The organism is Pseudochrobactrum sp. B5, from assembly GCF_001939785.1.
In the GTDB taxonomy this organism is placed as follows: Bacteria; Pseudomonadota; Alphaproteobacteria; order Rhizobiales; family Rhizobiaceae; genus Pseudochrobactrum; species Pseudochrobactrum saccharolyticum.
Window position 1 is genome coordinate 115,466 of record NZ_MOYL01000002.1, and the last position, 22,762, is coordinate 138,227.

The 22,762-nt window shown below is 51.5% G+C and carries 18 protein-coding genes; 12 read left to right on the forward strand and 6 right to left on the reverse strand.

Annotated features, from left to right (window positions below; all coding sequences use genetic code 11):
- Positions 1-348: 348 nt before the first annotated feature.
- Positions 349-540 carry a hypothetical protein gene (locus tag BKD14_RS19530; protein WP_245293589.1) on the reverse strand — a complete coding sequence of 64 codons (192 nt, stop codon included), beginning with the start codon at positions 538-540 and terminating at the stop codon, positions 349-351.
- Position 541: 1 nt separating this feature from the next.
- Between BKD14_RS19530 and BKD14_RS07085 the strand changes: the two genes are divergently transcribed.
- From BKD14_RS07085 to prfB, 3 genes are all read left to right on the forward strand, one after another.
- Positions 542-1,651: an N-acetylmuramoyl-L-alanine amidase gene (locus tag BKD14_RS07085; protein ID WP_245293590.1), complete on the forward strand. Its 1,110-nt coding sequence runs from the start codon at positions 542-544 to the stop codon at positions 1,649-1,651.
- Between the two features lie 381 nt (positions 1,652-2,032).
- On the forward strand, positions 2,033-4,501 hold the full coding sequence (locus BKD14_RS07090) for a penicillin-binding protein 1A (protein ID WP_022711452.1): 2,469 nt from the start codon (positions 2,033-2,035) through the stop codon (positions 4,499-4,501).
- A gap of 137 nt (positions 4,502-4,638) precedes the next feature.
- Positions 4,639-5,767 (forward strand): peptide chain release factor 2 gene (prfB, locus tag BKD14_RS07095; protein WP_116087919.1). Its coding sequence is split into 2 segments (ribosomal slippage): positions 4,639-4,707 and positions 4,709-5,767, totalling 1,128 coding nucleotides; the frame shifts between segments, so codons are not numbered across the junction.
- Positions 5,768-5,835: 68 nt separating this feature from the next.
- Here prfB and BKD14_RS07100 read toward each other — a convergent pair.
- Both BKD14_RS07100 and bcp read right to left on the reverse strand, forming a co-directional pair.
- Positions 5,836-6,195 carry a hypothetical protein gene (locus tag BKD14_RS07100; protein WP_075654887.1) on the reverse strand — a complete coding sequence of 120 codons (360 nt, stop codon included), beginning with the start codon at positions 6,193-6,195 and terminating at the stop codon, positions 5,836-5,838.
- 356 nt (positions 6,196-6,551) lie between these two features.
- Positions 6,552-7,049, reverse strand: coding sequence for a thioredoxin-dependent thiol peroxidase (bcp, locus tag BKD14_RS07105; RefSeq protein ID WP_075654888.1), 498 nt, complete (start codon positions 7,047-7,049; stop codon positions 6,552-6,554).
- 382 nt (positions 7,050-7,431) lie between these two features.
- On the opposite strand from bcp, the gene BKD14_RS07110 reads away from it, so the two are divergent.
- Positions 7,432-11,073: a DUF3971 domain-containing protein gene (locus BKD14_RS07110; RefSeq protein WP_075654889.1), complete on the forward strand. Its 3,642-nt coding sequence runs from the start codon at positions 7,432-7,434 to the stop codon at positions 11,071-11,073.
- A 71-nt stretch (positions 11,074-11,144) separates the two neighbouring features.
- Here the strand turns inward: BKD14_RS07110 and tyrS are convergent, their stop codons facing one another.
- Positions 11,145-12,398, reverse strand: coding sequence for a tyrosine--tRNA ligase (gene tyrS / locus BKD14_RS07115; protein WP_075654890.1), 1,254 nt, complete (start codon positions 12,396-12,398; stop codon positions 11,145-11,147).
- Positions 12,399-12,649: 251 nt separating this feature from the next.
- Here tyrS and BKD14_RS07120 point away from each other — a divergent pair, with 251 nt between their 5' ends.
- Positions 12,650-13,771 (forward strand): anhydro-N-acetylmuramic acid kinase, encoded by a 1,122-nt coding sequence (locus BKD14_RS07120; protein ID WP_075654891.1) that lies wholly within the window; start codon positions 12,650-12,652, stop codon positions 13,769-13,771.
- 41 nt (positions 13,772-13,812) lie between these two features.
- On the opposite strand, the gene BKD14_RS07125 is transcribed toward BKD14_RS07120, so the two are convergent.
- Positions 13,813-14,487, reverse strand: coding sequence for an alpha/beta hydrolase (locus BKD14_RS07125; RefSeq protein ID WP_022711445.1), 675 nt, complete (start codon positions 14,485-14,487; stop codon positions 13,813-13,815).
- Between the two features lie 287 nt (positions 14,488-14,774).
- On the opposite strand from BKD14_RS07125, the gene BKD14_RS07130 reads away from it, so the two are divergent.
- The 6 genes from BKD14_RS07130 (at position 14,775) to BKD14_RS07155 (ending at position 21,654) form a co-directional block, all read left to right on the forward strand.
- Positions 14,775-15,989, forward strand: coding sequence for a cysteine desulfurase family protein (locus BKD14_RS07130; protein WP_075654892.1), 1,215 nt, complete (start codon positions 14,775-14,777; stop codon positions 15,987-15,989).
- Positions 15,990-16,210: 221 nt separating this feature from the next.
- On the forward strand, positions 16,211-17,734 hold the full coding sequence (gene sufB / locus BKD14_RS07135) for a Fe-S cluster assembly protein SufB (RefSeq protein WP_075654893.1): 1,524 nt from the start codon (positions 16,211-16,213) through the stop codon (positions 17,732-17,734).
- Between the two features lie 90 nt (positions 17,735-17,824).
- Positions 17,825-18,580, forward strand: a complete 756-nt coding sequence (sufC, locus tag BKD14_RS07140) for a Fe-S cluster assembly ATPase SufC (protein WP_022711442.1) — start codon at positions 17,825-17,827, stop codon at positions 18,578-18,580.
- A gap of 14 nt (positions 18,581-18,594) precedes the next feature.
- Positions 18,595-19,866 carry a Fe-S cluster assembly protein SufD gene (sufD, locus tag BKD14_RS07145; protein WP_139316352.1) on the forward strand — a complete coding sequence of 424 codons (1,272 nt, stop codon included), beginning with the start codon at positions 18,595-18,597 and terminating at the stop codon, positions 19,864-19,866.
- 130 nt (positions 19,867-19,996) lie between these two features.
- Positions 19,997-21,241: a cysteine desulfurase gene (locus BKD14_RS07150; protein WP_075654895.1), complete on the forward strand. Its 1,245-nt coding sequence runs from the start codon at positions 19,997-19,999 to the stop codon at positions 21,239-21,241.
- A 5-nt stretch (positions 21,242-21,246) separates the two neighbouring features.
- Positions 21,247-21,654 (forward strand): SUF system Fe-S cluster assembly protein, encoded by a 408-nt coding sequence (locus BKD14_RS07155; RefSeq protein ID WP_139316353.1) that lies wholly within the window; start codon positions 21,247-21,249, stop codon positions 21,652-21,654.
- A 37-nt stretch (positions 21,655-21,691) separates the two neighbouring features.
- On the opposite strand, the gene BKD14_RS07160 is transcribed toward BKD14_RS07155, so the two are convergent.
- Positions 21,692-22,186, reverse strand: coding sequence for an Rrf2 family transcriptional regulator (locus BKD14_RS07160; RefSeq protein ID WP_075654897.1), 495 nt, complete (start codon positions 22,184-22,186; stop codon positions 21,692-21,694).
- A gap of 86 nt (positions 22,187-22,272) precedes the next feature.
- On the opposite strand from BKD14_RS07160, the gene BKD14_RS07165 reads away from it, so the two are divergent.
- Positions 22,273-22,719: a carboxymuconolactone decarboxylase family protein gene (locus BKD14_RS07165; protein WP_075654898.1), complete on the forward strand. Its 447-nt coding sequence runs from the start codon at positions 22,273-22,275 to the stop codon at positions 22,717-22,719.
- Positions 22,720-22,762 lie beyond the last annotated feature (43 nt).

Sequence of the window (22,762 nt, forward strand, 5' to 3'; positions counted from 1 at the left end):
CTTTATTTCATGCGTGATTTGTGCACGCAGCTTTGTCAGTTGCCGGTTGTGACGGGAAATGGCATTGAAATTTTGTAATCATGGATGCCGGATGCAGAGACAGATTTGATGAAATTTGCAAAGGCTTCATTAACGATAAAGCTCTAGCATATCTGTGTTACGGGCGGTTGCAGCATCCGGCAGGAGCGGGTGAGGCAGTGTGGTTTTTCTGAAACAGGAGAAATGAAACTGCTCAGACGTCACCGAACTGCCGCAAAGGCAATCATAATGCCCGATCACGGGCGGGTGTTCGTAAATGCTGATTTGCGGGCAGGGGATTGCAAACTATGTGCAGGATCTGAACGAATCTCAGCTTTGCAATAATTTGATCGAGACGATGTTTTTACGAATTCTGACAGCCAATCTTTTTTCTTTAAAACCGGCTTTTCGCAAGTTTTTGCGGCGGCAGGCGCTGCTTTCGGCTTTTGTGGCAATAATACCGATAAATTCTGCATTTGCAGCGCAGGGCGGCAAATCTGAACTCTCTGCACTGACCTTCAAAATGGCCGGTGATGATCTGCGCAGCCGTATCGTGGTTATGTTTGACAATGAGCCGAATGTAGAGACGCATCTTCTGGAGCGTCCGCATCGTCTTGTGATCGACCTGCCGGAAACCAGTTTCGGTTTTGACAAGGAATCGCTGACGCCGCGCGGTCTGATTTCCGAGGTGCGCTACGGACTGATTGCGCAGACGCGGTCGCGATTGATTCTCAATGCCAAAGGGCCTTTCAAAGTTGAAAAGCTGGAAGTTGTAAAAAACGAATCTTCGTCCGGCTATCGTATGGTTGCCGATATTGTCGCCAGTTCTGACCGTGAATTTGCACAGGCTCTTGCCGATCAGAAAGTGACTACGGCCTCATTAAATGCCGATGCTGGCGGGGCATCTCCTGCCATCAGCGATACGCTTGGCTCAAGCCACCAGTTTACTGTGATGATTGATCCGGGGCATGGCGGCATCGACAGCGGCGCGGAAAGTGTGAGCGGCACGCTGGAAAAAAATGTGACGCTTGCTTTCGGGCGCGAGCTTCGTGATGAACTCATGAAGAACAAGAATATCAATGTTCTCATGACCCGCGAGGATGATACTTTCCTGCGGCTCGGGGAGCGGGTGCGTCTGGCGCGCCAGCATGAGGCGGATCTGTTTATCTCGCTTCATGCCGATACGATCCGCCATAAGGATATCCGTGGTGCAACGGTCTATACATTGTCTGACAAGGCATCGGATGATGTGGCCAGAGCTATGGCGGAACGCGAGAATAATTCTGATGCCAGTGCGGGTATTTACAGTGAAGAAGCGCCGGTCGTTCATGATATCCTCATGGAGCTGACCCAGCGTGAAACGCATTCTTTTTCGCTGAATTTTGCTGACGGGCTGGTCAAATCTCTGCAGGGCAAGGTTAATCTGATTAATAATCCTCATCGTTTTGCCGGATTTCAGGTGTTGCGTGCACCGGATGTTCCTTCGGTTCTCGTCGAAATCGGATATTTGTCGAATAAAGACGATGAGAAGCTGCTGAAAGATGCTTCATGGCGCAAACGTGCGGTGGAGCGTATTTCCCATGCAGTGGATAAATATTATACGCTGCGCAACAATGTTCAGGCGCAGCCGTAAAATCTGTGAGGGCTGCGTCAAAAGCGTCACAGAAATGAATAAAGAGTTAAAAACAGTAAATTCATCTTGTCTTTGACGTATTTGCTGTTCACTACCACGCTGTTGGTCTGGTTTAACACCGGATCAGGGTTCAGGTCAGGGCTCAGAGATGAATGGCTTGGAAGGGTTCATCAGGTTGAAAACAATTTTACGCTGCAAAGCCTGCTAAAATTGCCTGTGAATTTTTACCGGAGCGGATTACGTCCAAATTGGATCGCGGCATTCGTTCTGGATTCTTTAGTAGCCGCATTATCACGGTCGTCAAATTGATCCAATTTGACTGTGAAATGCTCTAAGTTAATGATATGTAGCAGATAATCTGAAACGGACACCGGATAAAATATGGTACGGCTCATCGGATATTTTTTCGGCATCGGAACGGTGCTGATGCTGATCGTTGCGGGAGGCGTTGCCTTCTATGTCGGCAGCATAAGCAAGGACTTGCCGGATTATGAAGTGCTGGCCAAATATGAGCCGCCGGTAACAACGCGCGTGCATGCCGCAGACGGTAGTCTGATGGCGGAATATTACAAAGAACGCCGCATGTTCCTGCCGATTCAGGCGGTTCCTGATCGCGTGAAAGCAGCCTTTGTTTCAGCGGAAGACAAGAGCTTTTATCAGCATCACGGGCTGGATTATCTCGGCCTTACCCGTGCGGTCTCCACCAATATTGTCAATAAGCTGACCGGTAATGACCGCCGTCCTGTGGGCGCGTCGACCATCACGCAGCAGGTTGCCAAAAATATGCTGCTCACTTCCGAGCAGACTTATGACCGTAAAATCAAGGAAGCAATTGTTGCGCTGCGTATGGAGCGTACTTTCAGCAAAGACCAGATTCTTGAGCTTTATCTCAATGAAATGTTCTTCGGTATGGGCGCTTACGGTATTGCCGGTGCTGCGCTGACCTATTTCGACAAGTCGGTCAATGAACTGACCATCAGCGAATCTGCTTATCTTGCAGCACTCCTCAAGGGCCCTGCCAATTATCATCCGTATCGTTATGCCCAGCGCGCGATTGAGCGCCGCAACTGGGTCATCGATCGTATGCAGGAAAACGGCTATATTTCTGTTGAGGATGCAAAAGAAGCCAAAGAAACACCGCTGGGCGTGAAGCCGCATAATGCGGATGGCCGTCTGTTCGCCAGTGAATATTTCGCCGAAGAAGTGCGTCGTCAGATTGTAACCCGTTACGGCAATGCTTCGCTGCTTGAAGGCGGGCTTTCCGTGCGCACAACGCTTGATCCGCAACTGCAGGTCATGGCGCGTAAAACATTGCATAACGGTTTCATCCGTTATGATGAGGCGCAAGGCTATCGCGGCCCTGTCAAACATCTCAATCTGAGCACAGACTGGGGTCAGGAACTGGGTGAAGTTGCCGGTCTGACTGACGTGCCAGAATGGCATCTGGCTGTTGTGCTGGACGCCACACCGGATGCGCTGGAAATCGGATTGCAGCCGGCCCGTGATCCGTCCGGTAAAATCAGTGAAGAACGTGCGACCGGCCGCGTTGCCGCTGCGGATATGAAATGGGCGATGCGCATGAATATCGGCGGCAAGCGCTCGACAGCGAAATCACCGGCAGGTGTGCTTGAGGTCGGCGATGTGATTTATGTGGAGAAAAAAGGCGAGGGCAGCGATGCTTACCGTCTGCGTCAGGTGCCGAAAATCTCCGGTGCGCTGGTTGCTATGGATCCGCATACCGGCCGCGTGCTGTCTATGGTTGGCGGCTTCTCCTATGCGCAGTCGGAGTTTAACCGCGCCACGCAGGCCTATCGCCAGCCGGGTTCGGCCTTCAAACCGTTTGTTTATGCGGCAGCGCTGGATAATGGCTATACACCGGCATCCGTGGTGCTTGACGGCCCGATCTCTGTCGATCAGGGCGGTTCGCTCGGCGTCTGGAGCCCGAAAAACTATTCCGGCAAATTCTCCGGCCCTTCAACCCTGCGCTATGGTATCGAACAGTCCCGTAACCTGATGACTGTGCGTCTGGCACAAGATATGGGCATGAAGACCGTTGCGGAATATGCAGAGCGTTTCGGTGTTTATGACAAGATGATGCCGGTGCTTTCCATGTCGCTTGGTGCCGGTGAAACCACTGTGCTGCGCATGGTCACCGGCTATTCGATCATGGCCAATGGCGGACGGTCGATCACACCTTCAATGATTGACCGCGTGCAGGATCGTTACGGCAAGACTATTTTCAAGCATGATATGCGTCAGTGCCAGAATTGTAATGCGGAAGAGTGGAACAATCAGGAAGAACCTGAACTGGTTGACGAGCGCGATCAGGTGCTCGACCCGATGACCGCCTATCAGATTACATCAATGATGGAAGGTGTTGTTCAGCGCGGTACTGCGCGTATGCTGCTGAGCCTGAACCGTCCGATTGCCGGTAAAACCGGTACGACAAATGACGAAAAAGATGCGTGGTTTGTCGGTTTCACGCCGGATATGGTTGTCGGTCTGTATCTCGGTATGGATCAGCCTGCACCGCTCGGCCGCGGCGGTACAGGTTCCGGCCTTGCTGTGCCGGTGTTCAAGGATTTCATGACCGTGGCAATGCAGGGGGCACCGAAAGTGGACTTCCGTGTGCCTGAAGGCATGACCATGATTGCGATCAACCGCCGTACCGGTATGCGTGCAACGCCGGGTGGCCCTGATGTGATTATGGAAGCCTTTAAACCGGGAACAGGCCCAGCCGACAGCTATTCTGTGATCGGTGCCGACAGCTTCCAGGAAGGCTCACCGGTGCAGCCGCAATCGCCGCAGGCGAATAAGGCAATTAATTCCGGATCTGGCGGTCTTTATTAAGCCTGCCCTAAGCCTGAAATATTGACAGGCTTAAACACAATCAGCATACAGGCTTCATGAAAAATGCCTGTATGCTTTTGTATTTAAAGCTCAGGTTTGACTGCGAAATTATTAAGACTGACAAAGGAGCCGCAGCTATGCGTGCCGAGATTGAGAACTTGGTTGACGAAATCAAGCAGGCCATAAGCCTGCTGAGGAGGCATCTTTGACTGGGATCAGTCACTGAAGAAACTCGAATATCTGAACAGCCGTGCTGAAGATCCGACCTTGTGGAATGACCCGCAGGAAGCACAGAAGCTGATGCGTGAACGCCAGCAGCTGGATGACAGCATTAACAGTATTCTGGCGCTGACCCGTTCGCTCGATGATAATATCGAGTTGATCGCGATGGGTGAAGAAGAGGGCGATAAGTCCATCATCACCGATGCGGAAAACGGTATTCGCGAGATCAAGGCGGAACTCGACAAGCGTCAGATTGAAATGCTGCTCAGCGGTGAAGCTGACGGCAATGATGCTTATCTGGAAGTTCATGCCGGTGCCGGTGGTACGGAAAGTCAGGACTGGGCGTCCATTCTGCTGCGCATGTATTCGCGCTGGGGTGAGCGCGACGGTCGTAAGGTGGAAGTTCTGGAAGTTCAGGCAGGGGAAGAAGCGGGTATTAAATCCGCAACCATCCTCGTGAAGGGCCATAACAGCTACGGTATGCTGAAAACGGAATCAGGTGTGCATCGTCTGGTGCGTATTTCGCCGTTTGACTCCAATGCCCGCCGCCACACATCCTTTGCCAGTATCTGGGTCTATCCGGTGATCGACGACAATATTGAAGTCGAAGTATCGGAATCCGATGTCCGTATTGATACTTACCGCGCCTCCGGTGCCGGTGGTCAGCACGTTAACACCACAGATTCGGCGGTTCGTATTACGCATATTGCCACCGGTATTGTGGTGCAGTGTCAGACCCAGCGTTCACAGCATAAAAACCGTGAACAGGCCTGGTCGATGCTCCGCGCACGTCTTTACGAAGAAGAGCTGAAGAAGCGTGAAGAAGCCGCCAATGAGGTGAATTCTTCCAAGACAGATATCGGTTGGGGACACCAGATCCGCTCTTATGTCATGCAGCCTTATCAGCTGGTCAAAGACCTGCGCACCGGTGTTGAAAGCACAAGTCCGGACGATGTACTGGATGGTGATCTGGATGAGTTTATGGAAGCTGCTCTGGCGCAGCGCGTACACGGCAAGGATGCCGATGTACAGGATATTGACTGATCTGAGTTGATTAAATGAAAAAAAGCCGCCGGTGAGATGATCTTACCGGCGGCTTTTTTTATGATCGGTTATTTCGGAACCGGGCCGGTGATGAAAGGATCAATTCCGGCAAAACTGGCAGCGGTGTTCAGATCAACCACGCCTTCGTGGAATCTGGCATCATAAATCTGATCCGGCAGTGGCGGCATCGGCTGGGCGGCGACACTCTTCTCAGATTTCAGCATGGTCAGGGATGTATCAGGCAGCGGAGCCTGAGCCGGCAGAACAGAGGCAGCCAAAGCACCGGCAATCAGCACACCTGCACTCACACCATAGCCGATGAGACCGGCAAGCAGAAAATTGCCTGCGCGGGACGGCAAACGCAGTCGCGCAACCGATGCGGAGAGTGGTGAGAGATAACGGGTCATGATCTTACCTGTGACTGACATAGTCTTATCCCGTAAAGCCTGCTGTTCGTTCTGCTTTTCATCAAAGAAAAGCAGCTCTGTGATATTATCTCAGACAGATTTGCGGGTTTTGTATGGCAGGATAAGCTGCCTTTACTGCCTCGCAAGTACCGTCTGAGCAGATCACTTGCAGAGCGGTTCTAGTAAAGTTGAAGCGTAGAACCGCTCTGTCTTATCTTTATTTCGCATTATCCAACGCAAAACCGGTTCCCACTTTTGCTGGAAATGCTGCAACTATAACAAACTGTGCGGACGGGTAAAACTATTCTGGACTGTTGCGCAGATCATACACCGTAACAGAGTTAATAAAGGGTTTCCGTGCCGTATATTTTCGGTCTTCAACCGAGTTTACGGGCGGCTTCAAGCACAGCCTCGGCATGACCGGCAACTTTTACCTTGCGCCAGACCTGTGCGATTTTTCCGTCTTTGCCGATCAGGAAGGTGGAGCGCTCAATGCCCATATATTTACGGCCATACATGCTCTTTTCTACCCAGACACCATAAGCATTGCTCAGAGCTTTTTCTTCATCAGCAAGAAGCTCAATGGTAAGATCATGTTTATCGATAAATTTGTCATGCTTGCGTACGCTGTCAGGGGATACGCCGATAATGCTGACATTGATGGCATTAAATTCCGGTTTCAATGCGCTGAAGTCAATTGCCTCGCGGGTGCAGCCGCTGGTGTCGTCTTTCGGATAAAAATACAGCACATAGGCTTTGCCCTGAAGAGCGGCAGATGAGAGCATGTCATCACCGTTTTTAGGCAGGGAAAATGCCGGAGCCGGATCACCTGCCTGCAAAGCAATTGCGGCAACATTATCTGTCGGGTTGGTCATAAGTGCGCCTTTCTTCATCCTTATGGGAGCAAGGACTGAGCGTGTTACGTTTCATCTGATCCGCGACACCCGCTCTGCCTGTTATTCATGTGAATGGTTGAGATGTGTTCTACAATGATTCTGCACGAGGATTAATGTTGTGCCGGATAATAGAAAAACTCAAAGCATCCGGTGTCATTTTCCCGGGGGTAGGTGATTTGATTTATTTCCGCGACTTGTAATCATGTGTTGTTTCTGAAATTTTGTCAGTTAATCAGGGCTTTGAAATAACGATTCATCAATGACAGCAATCTGATCTGTTTTATATTGATGAGAAATGACAGAATTTCTTTTGAAAATTATGCAGTTCAGGTGCAGCCAATCCGGATAGTGATTTAAGTTTTTGAAAGAAAAACCAAGAAAAATCCGCTTTAACAAGCGTGACATACAGCATCTTGATCAGTATCCGTCATCCGGTGCGGGGCCTGAGAATAAAGCTGTGCTGAAAGACTGCCCTGATTATAAGACCGGCTTACATAACAGAGCAGCCCGCAAGGCAGCGCGCAGAAAGCGCAAAGGCTTTATTGCGAAATGCTGGCGCGCTTTTATTTCTGTCAGTTTTGCATTGATTGTATTGGCAGGCATTGGTTTTCTCGTACTGCGTACCGGTATCAGCAGCGATATGTTGCGCGATGAAGCACAGCAGAGATTGCAGGAAATCTTAGGGCCTGATGCCGGTGTGTCGATCAGCAAGGCGCAGGTTTCGCTGGACGGTAACAGACATCTGGCAATTGAAGCGCGTGATGTTGCTCTGAACAGCCGCATTCAGGATGTGTCCGTAGAAAAGCTGGGCGTTGTCAGACTGGGGCTGGCACCTTTGCCGCTGCTGACCGGCTCAGTTCAGGTTGCCCAGATTGAAATCGGCGATGCTTTAATCCGCCTGCAAGAGGGGGAAGCCAAGCCGAAGCCTTTTATCCGTTTGCCGTTTAATGACAGGGGACTGGTCGATTTTGATCAGCTGTCACGTGAAGTCTTTGCGGGTATCGATCAGACACTGGCACTGCTGGATATGCGCGGCACAAAAGCAATTGCATTGCATGATGTGACATTTGCTTTTCGCGCGATGGAGAAAGATCAGGAAATCCTGATCCGTAATGCGCAGGTCAGGCAGAACGGGCAGAAAGTTACGCTGGATGCCGAATTTGTCTGGCAGGGCAAAAGCACGGCATTGCAGGCGGAAATGATCCGTTCCGATGATCCCGCACATGCCTCTAACTTCTCCCTGACACTGGATAATATTCCGGTCAGTCTTGGTTCACCGGAAGAGGTCATGCCACAAATGGGCAATGACCGGCCAAATCCGGCTTATTTCCATGTGAACAGCACGGCATCACTGGCTTTAACCGGACAGGCCTCTACCGAGCTGCAAAAAGAAACCCTCTCCGGCAAGCTGACGCTTGATGATGCTGTCGTGGATATGGGGCGTGAGCGCGGCATCAAAGGCAATATGGCACTGTCTTTTGAGCATATCGCCGGTGGCGAGAAACTTGAGATTAAGGCGCTTGATCTCAATCTTGGAGGCTTGTCCACGGTGCTTGAAGGTGCATTCGGGGGAGAGCCGGTTGCTGAAACGGAAAGTGCAGCCCAGAAAATCCGCGAACAGGCAGCGCGGATTGCGAATGGTGAAATGCCAGCTGCAGGGCAGCAGACAGACACTCTGCCTGTTTTGAAGAGTACACGATCTGCGGTTGCGCAAACGGAAACCGATATTGCGGAGAAACCGGCTTACCGTTTTGAGCTTGTATCCAGAAAAGCCGTCAGTGCGCCGGAAAACTCTGCCGAAGCGCCTTTGCCATTCGGCGTGAAGATTGCCGGTCGTCTGATGCAAAATGCCAGCCGCGTTGATTTCAATGATCTGAATGTCAAAACAGATTCCGGTGAGTTGTATGGACAGGGACGGATGATCTTTGGTCATGGCTCTCCGGCGATGATTTTTATGCTGCGCATACCGGGTATGCCGGTCGCACAGGCCAAGCAGCTCTGGCCGCTCAATGTGGCTGACGGCGCGCGCGACTGGGTGCTGAAGAATCTGTTTGGCGGTCATATGACCGAAGGCCGGATTGATATTGCACTGCCTGCCGGTCACTTCAACGGACCGGGGCTGCCGCCGGATTTGACAGAATCCGATATCAAGGCTGATTTCAGGGTTGAAGGCACACGTTTTGACGTGATTGGTGAGATACCGCCGGTGCGTGATGCAACGGGCACGATTGCGGTGCGCGGTGCGCATACAACCATCAAGCTTGAAAAAGGTACGGCCTTTACACCGGTTAACCGTCAGATCAATGTGGATGGCGGAACATTATTTGTGCCTTGGGGACGTCAGCGTCCGGTGATTGCGGATCTTGATCTGGATCTCAGCGGTGAGGCACCGGCGATCACAGAGCTTGTTGGTTATAAGCCGATCAATGCCTTGCGCAAACTGCCGTTCAGCGCGGAAGATCTCAACGGCAATGTGAATGCGAAAGTAAAAGTTGCGTTTTCGGTTACCAAAGATGCACCGAAAGATAGTCTGAAATGGCAGGCTGATCTGGCTTTCAGCGATGTGACTTTGAAGAAACCGTTTAACGGTCAGAATGTGACGCAGGCCAAAGGCAATCTGAGCGTCAATGATGATGTGGCTAAAATCGATGCGACTGCACGGCTGAATAATATTCCGGCCAAGCTGGCACTGGTGGAGCCTTTGGCGGATACAAATATCAAGCGTCAGCAAAATATCCGGCTGGAGCTGGATGATAAAACGCGTGAGACTTATTATCCGGGGCTGAACGATATTTTTAAAGGCCCACTGACGCTGGATCTGGGCGAGGAACAGGGCGAGATGCGCAAAATCTCCGCTGATCTCGGCAAGACGCAGGTCAATCTGCCATGGCTCGGCTGGAAAAAAGGTACAGGTATTCCTGCGAAGCTCACAATGGATATGAAGCTGCCGAAGGAAGGCAAAGGGCCGGTACTGGTTCGTAACTTTGTCTTTGACGGCACCGGTTTTCATGTCAGCGGTGATCTGACGCTTGAAAATAATGAATTGCAGAGTGCAAATATCCGCAAGCTGAATCTGACGCGTAATGATGATCTCAGCCTTGAAGTGCGCAAATCCGGTAATGGCTTCCGTGCGGATGTTCGTGGTACGGCTTTTGATGCGCGGGCGCTGATCCAGCAGGCGGTTTCAGGCAATACGGATGAAAAGAAAGCCGGTCAAAGTAAAAACGGGGTGATGCCGCGCATTGTCGTCAATGCACAGATTGATGATGTGAAAGGGTTCTATGACGAGAGCCTGCGCAATGTCACCGTGTCTTATGAAACAGCAGGGGCGAAGGTCTCCGGCGTGTCGCTGAATGCGGTGACCGGAAACGGCGCACAGGTCAGTGCGACATCCAGCAATCAGAAAGGTGCCAGTTCTGTGGCGCTGAGCTCGGCTAATGCCGGAGCGGTGCTGCGCTTCTTTGATTTTTACGACAAGATGCGCGGCGGCAGAATTACCGTTAATCTGACCTCGCAGGGCACGGGGCCGCTTTATGGCGCTATTGATGCCCGTGATTTCTCGGTCATTAATGAGCCGCGTCTGGATAAGCTGGTTTCTACCAGTTCTAATGGCGGTAAGAGCCTCAATCAGGCCGTGCGCGGTAATATTGATGTGACGCGGGTCGACTTTGAACGCGGATATTCGCAGATTGAAAAGGGCTCCGGTTATCTGACGCTGAAGAACGGTGTTCTTCGCGGCCCTCTGATCGGTGCTACTTTTCAGGGTATTCTCTACGACCGCAATGGCAATATGGCCGTTACCGGTACATTCATGCCTGCCTATGGTTTGAACCGTTTATTTGGTGAAGTGCCGGTGCTGGGGGCAATTCTCGGCAATGGCCGCGACCGTGGTCTGATCGGGATTACCTATAAGCTAGCAGGCAATGCCAAGCAGCCGAATATTATCGTCAATCCGATTTCTGCGATTGCGCCGGGGATTTTCCGCTCGATCTTCGAGTTTTGATTTGTAACCGGACACAATAAAAAAAGCGCGGATTACTCCGCGCTTTTTTGATTTCTCGTGATGAGAACTGCTTATTCCGGACGTACCAGAATGTGCTTTTTCTTACCCAGCGACAGTTTGATGATGCCGTCTTCGGTAACGTCACCGGCAGTGATACCAGCGCGTTCATCCTGAACAGCCACATCATTGATGCGCACCGCACCGCCCTGAATATGACGGCGTGCTTCACCATTGGAAGAGGCAAGACCGGCTTTAACCAGCAGAGCCTGAATGCCGAGACCGGCGGTCAGTTCATCCTTGGCAATGCTCAGACTTGGCAGATTGTCAGAAATTGCACCTTCTTCAAAAGTTTTGCGTGCAGTCTCAAGCGCCTGTTCCGCAGCTTCACGGCCGTGGAGCATTGCAGTGATTTCGGTGGCCAGAATCTTCTTGGTTTCGTTGATTTCCGAGCCGCCAAGTGCTGCCAGACGCGCAATCTCATCCATAGGCATGGTGGTGTAGAGCTTGAGGAAGCGTTCTACGTCGGCATCTTCAGTATTACGCCAGTACTGCCAGAAGTCGTAAGCGCTCAGCATGTCAGCATTGAGCCAGACAGCACCATTGAGCGACTTGCCCATTTTCGCACCGGAAGAGGTGGTCAGCAGCGGCGAAGTCAGCGCGTAGAGCTGCGGTGTACCCATGCGGTGACCGAGATCAATACCATTAATGATATTGCCCCATTGGTCAGAGCCGCCCATCTGCAGGCGCATATCGTAGCGCTTGCTGAGCTCAACAAAGTCATAAGCCTGAAGGATCATGTAGTTGAATTCGAGGAAGGACAGCGACTGTTCACGATCAAGGCGGGTTTTAACCGAGTCAAAGGACAGCATGCGGTTGACGGAGAAATGACGGCCGACATCACGCAGGAACTCGAGATAGTTGAGACCTGCCAGCCAGTCGGCATTATTGACCATCAGCGCGTCGGTTTTGCCTTCGCCGAAAGTGAGGTAATTGGTGAAAACCTTTTTGATACCGGCAATATTGTCGGCAATGGTTTCAACCGTCATCAGCTTGCGGGCTTCTTCTTTAAATGACGGATCACCAACCATACCGGTGCCGCCGCCCATCAGCGCAACCGGACGGTGGCCGGTTTTCTGCATCCAGTGCAGCATCATGATCTGAATGAGGCCGCCCGCATGCAGACTGGATGCTGTCGGGTCGAAGCCAATATACGCAGTCACAGTTTCCTTGGTGAAGAGTTCATCCAGACCTGATTCATCGGAGACCTGATGAATAAAGCCACGTTCGGAAAGTGTGCGTAGAAAATCGGACTTAAAGCCGGACATTGATTTTTCCTGTCTGACAAAGGATTGTGATATGGGAAGACCCCAGAGAGCAGGCCGTGAATATTATTCCGGTGACTGACACAATCCAGCGTTTAACATTATTGCAGGGCAAATCACAATAAAGGTGTGACATCGTAAAAGGCGATTTTATCGCAAATTGCTGTCGTTTTGTGCCGTTTGTGTGGTTTATGTAACCTGCTTGTACCTGCCAACCGTACAAAACCGGAAATATTGAAAGCGGAAAGACAAAGATGACTGCACTCTATCGCGCACTTGGATTGATGAGCGGCACCTCTATGGATGGTATTGATCTGGCGCTGATCCGGACAGACGGTGAGCAGATGGTTGAGCGCATTGCTTCCGGCAGCATGAATTATTCCGATGCTTTCCGCGCCCGTTTGAAACAGGGGCTTGTCGATGCCCGAAGCATCACGCAGCGTGATGAGCGTATTGGTATTCTTGAAAAACTTGAGCATGATCTGACATTGTTGCATGCGGTGGCGGTGCAGGATTTTCTGTTTGCCAATGGTCTGAATGCGGATGATGTTGATGTCATCGGTTTTCATGGGCAGACGGTGCTGCATCGCCCTGATGATGCGCTGACCGTGCAGATCGGTGACGGTGCACTACTGGCACAGGAAACCGGTATTGATGTGGTTTATGATATGCGCGCTGAGGATATGCGCTATGGCGGGCAGGGCGCGCCGCTGATCCCTGCCTATCATGCGGCCTTGGCACATAATCTGGAGCAGCAGCCGGATATGCCGGTTGTTTTTGTCAATATTGGCGGGATTTCCAATCTGACCTATGTCGATGAGACAGGACGGCTGGCAGCTTTTGACAGTGGTCCCGGTAATATGCTGATCGACCAGTGGATGGAACTGCACGGACAGGGCAGTTTCGACGCCGGTGGTGCACTGGCATTGAGTGGCACTGTGAATAGCGATCTGGCAGCACATTATTTGAGCAATGCATTTTTCACGGGTAATCAGCGCCGCTCACTGGATCGCGGGGACTTTGCTGTGCCTTCGATAGGTGCTGTATCATTGGAAGATGGTGCCCGCACATTGGCCTATGTGGCAGCGGCTTCGATCCTGCAATCAGCGTCCCATCTGCCGCAGAAGCCTCGCAGTTATGTTGTGAGTGGCGGCGGGCGCAAGAATGCTGCGATTATGGCTGAGTTGTCTGCCTTGGCGAAAGCTGAAGGTGCCGTGGTGATTGATGCGGATTCAGCCGGGCTGGACGGTGATTCCATGGAAGCTGAGGCTTGGGGCTATCTGGCTGTGCGTAGTTTGAAAGGCTTGCCGCTGACTTATCCGTCTACAACCGGCTGCGATACGCCGGTGAGTGGTGGCGTGTTGGTAAAGGCATAACAAAAAAGACCGGCGATTAGCCGGTCTTTTGCTTTTGTCGATTAGCGCAGGCGCTTTTGGCGGACCTCTGTCAACTCGCCCATCAGGCGGCGATCCAGATATTCCGAACATTCTGCAATCAGCTCATCACCCATGCCGGAGAAGAAGTGATTGGCACCGGCCATGGTGTTCTGCGTGATGGTGATACCCTTCTGGGTTTTCAGCTTATCAACCAGAACCTGCACATCCTTCGGCGGTGCAACCTTATCCTGATCACCATGAATGATCAGGCCCGATGAAGGGCAAGGTGCGAGGAACGAGAAATCATAGGTGTTCGGCTGCGGTGCAATCGACATGAAGCCTTCGATCTCAGGGCGACGCATCAGCAACTGCATGCCGATCCACGCACCGAAGGAATAACCGGCAACCCAGCAGGTTTTGGAATCAGGATGCAGCGACTGCACCCAGTCCAGTGCGCTTGCCGCATCGGACAATTCACCGGCGCCGTGATCAAACTCACCCTGACTGCGTCCGATTCCGCGGAAGTTAAACCGCAGAGTCGTGAAATTGCGGCTCTGGAACATGTAAAACAGATCATAAACGATCTTGTTGTTCATGGTGCCGCCGAATTGCGGATGCGGATGCAGGATGATGGCGATTGGTGCATTCTTCTCGCTTGAAGGCTGATAACGCCCTTCAAGGCGACCCGCAGGACCATTAAAGATGACTTCTGGCATATGTACTCCGCTATAACCGCCGGGTTGCGTGACCAAATGGCCGGTTCGCAACACAAGTGTCGTATTTGTTATTTATAAGCCTGATTGTTACCAATCACGACTTTACGGCTTAAATTCTGAGCAAATCCTTGACTGTTTCGCTCATAAATCTTACAACCGACTTTAGAATCTTTCAAAACTGGAGGGTGTAAAAAAACACTCATGCAGCTTAATAGTCTGCTCTGGTTTGAAATTTCAAGATAATTGCGCGTTTAACGCAAATATGGTGCTTCGCGAAAGAGTCTGCAATGCCAAAGCCACGTATCTATTTCGATTATAATGCCAGTGCGCCGCTGAGTGAAGCCGCGCGCGAGGCTGTGGTCGCGGCATTGAATGTAACAGGCAATCCGTCTTCTGTGCATCAGGAAGGCCGTGCAGCGCGTGCGCTGGTTGAATCAGCACGACGTGACGTGGCCGCCCTTTGCGGTGCGAAGCCGGATCATGTGTTTTTCACCTCCGGTGCAACCGAAGCAGCAAACACATTGCTGACTCCGCTTTATAAGATGGGGCGCTCGGAACTGCGCCTGTCGCATCTTTATGTTTCGGCGACTGAGCATCCGTGTATGTTGTCCGGCGGGCGTTTTGCTGCGGAGAATATGACTGTGCTGCCGGTTGATCATCAGGGCATTGTTGATCTTGATGTACTGGAACAGGCGTTGAAAGCGCATGATAAATCCAAAGGCCTGCCGCTGGTGGCAATCCAGTGGGCGAATAATGAAACAGGTGTTATTCAGCCGGTAGCGAAAATCGGTGCGCTGGTAAAAGCTGCCGGTGGTTTCTTCATTGTCGATGCCGTGCAGGCTGCAGGGCGCATCGCGCTTGATATTGCTGCAGCCTCTGCCGACTATCTCATTCTTTCTTCCCACAAAATCGGCGGCCCTAAGGGCGTTGGTGCTGTGGTTGCGATCTCTGATCTGGTTATGCCGTCTGCGCTGGTGCGCGGTGGCGGGCAGGAGAAGGGGCATCGTGCCGGTACTGAAGCATTGCCGCTGATCGCCGGTTTTGGTGCAGCTGCACGCGAGGCTTTGGCAGCGCAGCAAGAGGGCAGCAATCTGCTGCGCTGGTCGGATGCAATCCGTACGGTAATCGAGAACGGTGTGCGCAAACTGGCAGATGATGTGCTGGTGCATGGTAATGCTGTGCCGCGCCTGCCGAATACGAGTTTTATTTCCTTGCCCGGTATGAAGGCCGAGACCATGCAGATCGCCTTTGATCTGGGCGGTATTGCACTTTCTGCCGGTTCGGCCTGTTCTTCCGGCAAGGTTGGCGCAAGCCATGTGCTGGCGGCGATGGGCTATGAGGATGAATGCGGTGCATTGCGCGTCTCGACAGAAAAGTCGGCGACAATGCAGGACGCGGAAGCATTTCTGACGATTTTTGAAAGACTGGTAGCCAGACGGGATCAGACTCGCAGTCCGGTTCAGGCACCGCTTTTGAGCGAATCGGAAAACAATGCCGCCTGAGAGGGCAGGTATTTCTGAATGGCCATTGTGGTTTTGCGCACAGTAATGTGATGCAAAACCGGCCGGAGTTCAAAGTCTGAGGCGGTGCTCTTTAAAACATCGCCAGCTGACAGGCTTTTATAGCGCATCAATGCGCACTATATGTTTATGACAGCAAAATCTTTGCTGCCATAGCGTTTTTAACTGTCGGGCCTTGACCCTGACAAGGATGGAGAACGGCGATGCCTGCAGTGCAGGAAACGATCGATCAGGTCGCCACGCTTGACGTGGACCAGTATAAATATGGTTTTGAAACAACCATCGAAATGGATAAAGCTCCTAAGGGGCTGAACGAAGATATTATCCGTTTCATTTCTGCTAAAAAAGAAGAGCCGGAATGGATGCTGGAATGGCGTCTGGATGCTTACCGCCGCTGGCTCACTATGGAAGAGCCGAAATGGGCGCGTGTTGATTATCCGGAAATTGATTTTCAGGATATCCGCTATTATGCGGCTCCTAAAAATCAGACCGGCCCTAAGTCTCTGGATGAAGTTGATCCGGAACTGCTGCGTACCTATGAAAAGCTCGGAATTCCGCTGCGTGAGCAGGAAATTCTGGCCGGTGTACGCAAACAGGGTGAACCGAGCGAGATTGACGGCAATCCGGCAGACAATGTCTATGCATCAGGCCGCGTGGCTGTTGATGCGGTGTTTGACAGTGTTTCCGTTGTCACCACTTTTAAGGCTGAGCTTGCCAAAGCCGGTGTGATTTTCTGCTCGATTTCGGAAGCAATCCGCGAATATCCGGATCTGGTGAAGAAATATCTGGCTTCCGTAGTGCCGGTTTCGGACAATTATTACGCCACACTCAACTCCGCTGTCTTTACGGACGGATCATTCGTCTATGTACCAAAAGGCGTTCGCTGCCCGATGGAACTGTCGACCTATTTCCGTATCAATGAAAAAGACACCGGCCAGTTCGAGCGTACGCTGATTATTGCCGAAGAGGGCGCTTACGTGTCCTATCTGGAAGGCTGTACAGCACCGCAGCGTGATGAAAACCAGCTCCATGCAGCTGTTGTTGAACTGATTGCGCTTGATGATGCCGAAATCAAATATTCCACAGTCCAGAACTGGTATCCGGGCGATAAGGAAGGCAAAGGCGGTATCTATAACTTCGTGACCAAGCGCGGCGATTGCCGTGGCGACCGTTCGAAGATTTCCTGGACACAGGTCGAAACCGGCTCTGCGGTCACATGGAAATACCCGTCCTGCATTCTGCGTGGTGATGATTCACGCGGTGAGTTCTACTCGATTGCGGTATCCAACGGTTATCAGCAGATCGACAGCGGTACCAAGATGATCCATCTCGGTAAGAACACATCGAGCCGCATCATCTCCAAGGGTATTTCGGCAGGTAATTCCAACAATACCTATCGCGGTCAGGTTTCTGCCCATCGTAAAGCAACCAATGCCCGTAACTTCACTCAGTGTGACTCACTGCTGATCGGTAATGATTGCGGTGCGCATACTGTGCCTTACATCGAAGCGAAAAACTCGACTGCGCAGTTCGAGCATGAAGCAACAACCTCGAAAATTTCTGAAGATCAGCTGTTCTATGTGATGCAGCGCGGTATTCCGGAAGAAGAGGCGATTGCTCTGATCGTGAACGGCTTCGTTAAGGAAGTTATTCAGGAACTGCCGATGGAATTTGCCGTGGAAGCTCAGAAGCTTATCGGTATCTCGCTCGAAGGTTCGGTTGGTTAAACAGGGATGGCGGAGTGTGACTTCGCCCCTTTAACTAACATTCATTGATATTTTCGGATCCTGAGAGATCCGGCATTAAAGGTTACACTCATGTTAGAGATCATTAATCTGCACGCCAAAATCGCTGACACGGATACAGAGATCATCCGTGGTCTGAACCTCACTGTTAAAGCCGGTGAAGTGGCTGCGATCATGGGCCCGAACGGTTCGGGTAAATCCACCCTGTCTTACATTCTGGCCGGTCGTTCGGACTACGAAGTTACCTCCGGTGACATTCTGTATAACGGCGAAAGCATTCTGGAACTCGATCCTGCGGAACGCGCAGCCAAGGGCATCTTCCTTGCATTCCAGTATCCGCTGGAAATTCCAGGCGTTGCCACAATGGAATTCCTGAAAGTTGCGATGAATGCGCAGCGTAAGGCACGCGGTGAAGAAGAGCTGAAAATTCCTGAACTGCTGCGTCGCGTTAAGGAAGCTGCCGGCGGCCTGAACATGGATATGGCCATGCTGAAGCGTCCGCTCAATGTCGGCTTTTCCGGCGGTGAGAAGAAGCGTGCGGAAATTCTGCAGATGCAGCTTCTGGAACCATCACTCTGTGTTCTCGATGAAACCGACTCCGGTCTGGACATTGATGCGCTGAAGATCGTTTCCGATGGTGTGAACGCTCTGCGTTCGCCTGACCGTGCTGTGATCGTTATCACTCACTATCAGCGTCTGCTTGAATATATCGTACCGGACAGTGTGCATGTTCTTTACAAAGGACAGGTGATCAAATCCGGCGATAAGAGCCTCGCTCTGCATCTGGAAGAAAACGGATACGCTGAAATCATCGGCGCAGCTGCTTAAAGAGAGGGATGAATATGAACGTCCATCTTCAGAAGGTCAGAACGCCGGCTGAGAGTGCATTGATTGATGCATTCGCTGTCCGCGTCGGTGATCTGCCGGGTGATACGGAAGTCGTAAGCGCCCGCGATAACGCACTGGAAGCTTTGAAAATCAACGGTCTGCCTGGCCGTCGTATTGAAAGCTGGCACTATACAGATCTGCGCACATTGCTGCGCTCGGTTGCGCCGTTCGATGCGAATGTGAGCCATAAATCTGTTGCGCCGCTGCTTGACGGTTCTGCCGTGCTGACTGTTGCCAATGGTGTTGCGCAGAAGCCTGTGCAGATCGAAGGCGTGCGCGTTGAAGCGATCCGCGATATTCTGGGACAGGGCATTGCTGCCCATACCCTGAAAACCCGTGGTGATGATGATGCAATCGGTCAGGTCAACGCAGCCTATGCCAGCGATGGCTGGGGGCTGTCTGTTGCTGACGGTACCGAGCTGGAACAGGCTGTTGAGCTGCAGAATTTGCAGCCTTCCGGTCAGTCCCATGTGCGTTTTCCGGTCAAGATCGGCTCGAATGTCAAAGCGACATTTATCGAGCGCCAGATCGGCGGTGAAGCAGAAACTTTCGCAACCAGTATCGGCCATGTGACGATTGCTGATAATTCAGAAATCGTCTGGGTTATCGTGCGTGAGCATACGGATCTTTCCACGCAGCTGTCGCAGATCAATGTGACAATTGGTGAGAATTCCAAGCTGATCCTGTTCGTGATGAATGCCGGCGGCAAACTGGTGCGTCAGGAAATCAATGTGGATGTAAAGGGCGAAGGCTCTGACTTCCAGCTTCGTACGCTCAACCTGCTTGGCGGCGAAACAGTGACTGACGTGACCATGAATGTTGGTCATCTCGTTGAAAACACCACCTCGACCGAGGTTGTGCGCAATGTGGTGACAGACAAAGCGCGCGGTATTTTTCAGGGCATGATCCGCGTTGCGCAGATCGCTCAGAAGACTGACGCGAAAATGGCCTGTAACACATTGCTGTTGTCAGATGACGCGGAATTTGCGGCCAAGCCTGAGCTGGAAATCTTTGCTGATGACGTGGCCTGCGGTCACGGTGCGACTGTGCGTGAGATTGAAAAGGATCACCTTTTCTATCTGATGGCGCGCGGTGTGCCTGAAAATACAGCCCGTGGCTTGCTGGTCAAAGCCTTTATCGCAGAAGTGATCGAAGAGCTGGAAAACGAAACCCTCGTTGAAAAGCTTGAAGATATTTTGCAGAGCTGGCTCGAAAAGCACGCTTGATGATGCAAAAAGAGCGGGAAATTTCCCGCTCTTCTTCCCTGATATAGAGCACATGGTGCCTTACTGATTTTTGTGAGCACCCAGTGCTCTTGCCTGCTTTTTTGAGCACAAAGTGCTCAGGAGTACGATTATGAATCAATTATCGTCTGTACTGCAAAATTATGATGTTGAAGCAATCCGTCGTGATTTCCCGATCCTGTCGCGTGAAGTCTATGGCAAGCCGCTGATCTATCTCGATAATGGTGCCTCGGCACAGAAGCCGCAGGCGGTTATTGATGCGATAACGCATGCTTATTCCAACGAATATGCCAATGTGCATCGCGGCCTGCATTACCTCTCTAATGCGACGACCGATGCCTATGAGCGTGCGCGTGAAAAAGTGCGCGGCTTTCTCAATGCCGGTTCTGTAGACGAGATCATCTTTACCAAATCGGCGACTGAGGCGATCAACACGGTTGCCTATGGTTATGGCATGCCGAAGATCGGTGAGGGCGATGAAATTCTGCTCACCATTCTTGAGCATCATTCCAATATCGTGCCTTGGCATTTCATCCGCGAGCGTCAGGGTGCCAAGCTGGTTTTTGCGCCGGTGGATGATGAAGGTGTGTTCCACCTTGATGAATTCGAGAAATGCATTACCCCGAAAACCAAGCTGATTGCGCTGACCCATATGTCCAATGTGACGGGTACGGTTCTGCCGATTAAAAAGATCGTCGAACTTGCCCATGCGCGGGGTATTCCGGTGCTGGTAGATGGCTCGCAGGCTGCCGTGCATATGCCGGTAGATGTGCGTGATCTCGGTTGTGACTGGTATATTATGACCGGCCACAAGCTTTATGGCCCGTCAGGTATCGGCGTGCTGTATGGCCGTATGGAAATGCTGGAACAGATGCGCCCGTTTATGGGTGGTGGTGAAATGATTGAAGAGGTAACCGTTGATAATGTTACCTATAATCATCCGCCGCATCGTTTTGAGGCCGGAACACCGCCGATCGTGCAGGCTATTGGATTGGGCGCAGCGCTTGACTATATAGAGAGCATAGGTCGTGAGGCTATTGCTGCCCATGAGGCTGATCTGCGTCTCTATGCGCATGAGTCTCTGGCGAAAATTAACTCACTGCGTATTGTCGGCAATGCACCGGATAAAGGCGCGATCATTGCGTTTGAGATGCAGGGTATTCATGCCCATGACGTTTCAACCCTGATTGACCGTGCAGGAATTGCAGTGCGGGCAGGCACCCATTGTGCTCAGCCATTGCTGCAACGCTTTGGAGTAACATCGACCTGCCGTGCTTCCTTCGCTATGTATAATACCCGCGCGGAAGTGGATGCTCTGGTTGCAGCGCTTGAAAAAGCAAGACAGTTTTTTGGATGATGAATATGGATACTAAACAGCAAGTGCCGGTCGCAGATGTGATCGCAGCAGATGAAGAAAACAGTGCTTCAAAAGTGTTTTCCGCTTCCGCAATTCCGGAAGAAGAATTGCTGCGCCTGACCGATGATATTATCGGCGCGCTGAAAACTGTCTATGATCCGGAAATTCCGGCAGATATTTATGAGCTCGGCCTGATCTACAAGGTTGATATTGAAGATGACCGTACGGTCAAAATCGATATGACTTTGACTGCGCCTGGTTGCCCTGTGGCCGGTGAAATGCCGGGTTGGGTAGAAAATGCTGTTGGCGCGGTTGAGGGCGTTTCCCATGTGGAAGTGACTATGACCTTTGATCCGCCATGGACACCGGACCGTATGTCCGAAGAAGCTCAGGTTGCTGTGGGCTGGTACTGATTTTAAACGCTGCGGAAACGCAGCGTTTTTTATCTCCTTAGCGGGCATGTAAGCTAAGATAATCGGACACGAGTAGCTTGCTGGAAGGGCTGATCTGCTGCTCGCCGTCCTGCATGAGATCGGCAACAGTCTGGCTGCGTAAAGCATCGCGCCAGAGCTGTTCCGCGGCCAGCATCCGCGATTTGATGAAACAATCTCTCTTATAGTTGCAGGGATCTTGTGATTTTCCCGGTGCGCGGCGGCGAATTTCCCTGCAAATAAAGGCCGGTTCTTTGCCGTCAATCGCTTCCACAATATCGAGCAATGTAATCTGTTGCGGAATATGTGCGAGCCGGTAGCCGCCACGCGGCCCCGGAATAGCTATAATCACATCAGCAGCGGTGAGGGCACGCAGGTGCTTCAGCAGATAGCTCTCGGATACGCCATGCAGCTCTGCGAGATGTTTGCCCGCCAAAACCTTATCCTCCGGCAGCCCTGACAGCACGAGTGCGCAATGCAATGCCGCCTCAACACCGTCGCTCATTCTGCGCATATCACAACCTTGAGATTTGTTAATTTCATATCATCGATATATTATATCGATGATTCTAGGGCAAACTTTTATTTCGGACAAATGATATGCAAAGCAGAATAAATATCGCGAAAATTACACCAGAGCTTTATCAATCAATACAGGCATTGGACGCAGCCGTTGATGCTGCGGGGCTGGATAAGCGTCTGCTGCATCTGGTGAAAATCCGCGCTTCACAGATTAACGGATGTTCCTATTGTACAGATATTCATGTCCGTGATGCTCATAAAGACGGTATGGATATGCAGACTTTATATATGACAAGCGCATGGCGTGAATCGCCGTGCTTTGATGCGCGTGACCGTGCTGTTCTGGAATGGACCGAACATCTCACGCGGGTTGCAGAACTTGGCGTGCCGGATGCTCTTTATGAGCGTGTGAAAGCGCTGTTCTCCGAAGAAGAGATTGCCAAGCTGATTGTGGCTATTGGCATGATTAATTTGTGGAACCGGATTGGTGTCAGCACACAGCTCATTCATCCGCGTAAGCCATAAAACAAAAAAAAGCCTGTCAGTGATGACAGGCTTTCCTACAGGT

Excerpts from the sequence above, each read along its gene's own strand:
- BKD14_RS07130 (WP_075654892.1), top strand. The coding sequence starts at position 14,775 with ATGCCAAAGCCACGTATCTATTTCGATTATAATGCCAGTGCGCCGCTG.
- BKD14_RS07160 (WP_075654897.1), bottom strand. The coding sequence starts at position 22,186 with ATGCGCAGAATGAGCGACGGTGTTGAGGCGGCATTGCATTGCGCACTC.
- BKD14_RS07155 (WP_139316353.1), top strand. The coding sequence starts at position 21,247 with ATGGATACTAAACAGCAAGTGCCGGTCGCAGATGTGATCGCAGCAGAT.
- BKD14_RS07165 (WP_075654898.1), top strand. The coding sequence starts at position 22,273 with ATGCAAAGCAGAATAAATATCGCGAAAATTACACCAGAGCTTTATCAA.
- sufD (WP_139316352.1), top strand. The coding sequence starts at position 18,595 with ATGAACGTCCATCTTCAGAAGGTCAGAACGCCGGCTGAGAGTGCATTG.
- sufB (WP_075654893.1), top strand. The coding sequence starts at position 16,211 with ATGCCTGCAGTGCAGGAAACGATCGATCAGGTCGCCACGCTTGACGTG.
- bcp (WP_075654888.1), bottom strand. The coding sequence starts at position 7,049 with ATGACCAACCCGACAGATAATGTTGCCGCAATTGCTTTGCAGGCAGGT.
- tyrS (WP_075654890.1), bottom strand. The coding sequence starts at position 12,398 with ATGTCCGGCTTTAAGTCCGATTTTCTACGCACACTTTCCGAACGTGGC.
- BKD14_RS07120 (WP_075654891.1), top strand. The coding sequence starts at position 12,650 with ATGACTGCACTCTATCGCGCACTTGGATTGATGAGCGGCACCTCTATG.
- BKD14_RS07150 (WP_075654895.1), top strand. The coding sequence starts at position 19,997 with ATGAATCAATTATCGTCTGTACTGCAAAATTATGATGTTGAAGCAATC.
- BKD14_RS07090 (WP_022711452.1), top strand. The coding sequence starts at position 2,033 with ATGGTACGGCTCATCGGATATTTTTTCGGCATCGGAACGGTGCTGATG.
- BKD14_RS07085 (WP_245293590.1), top strand. The coding sequence starts at position 542 with ATGGCCGGTGATGATCTGCGCAGCCGTATCGTGGTTATGTTTGACAAT.
- BKD14_RS07100 (WP_075654887.1), bottom strand. The coding sequence starts at position 6,195 with ATGTCAGTCACAGGTAAGATCATGACCCGTTATCTCTCACCACTCTCC.
- sufC (WP_022711442.1), top strand. The coding sequence starts at position 17,825 with ATGTTAGAGATCATTAATCTGCACGCCAAAATCGCTGACACGGATACA.
- BKD14_RS07125 (WP_022711445.1), bottom strand. The coding sequence starts at position 14,487 with ATGCCAGAAGTCATCTTTAATGGTCCTGCGGGTCGCCTTGAAGGGCGT.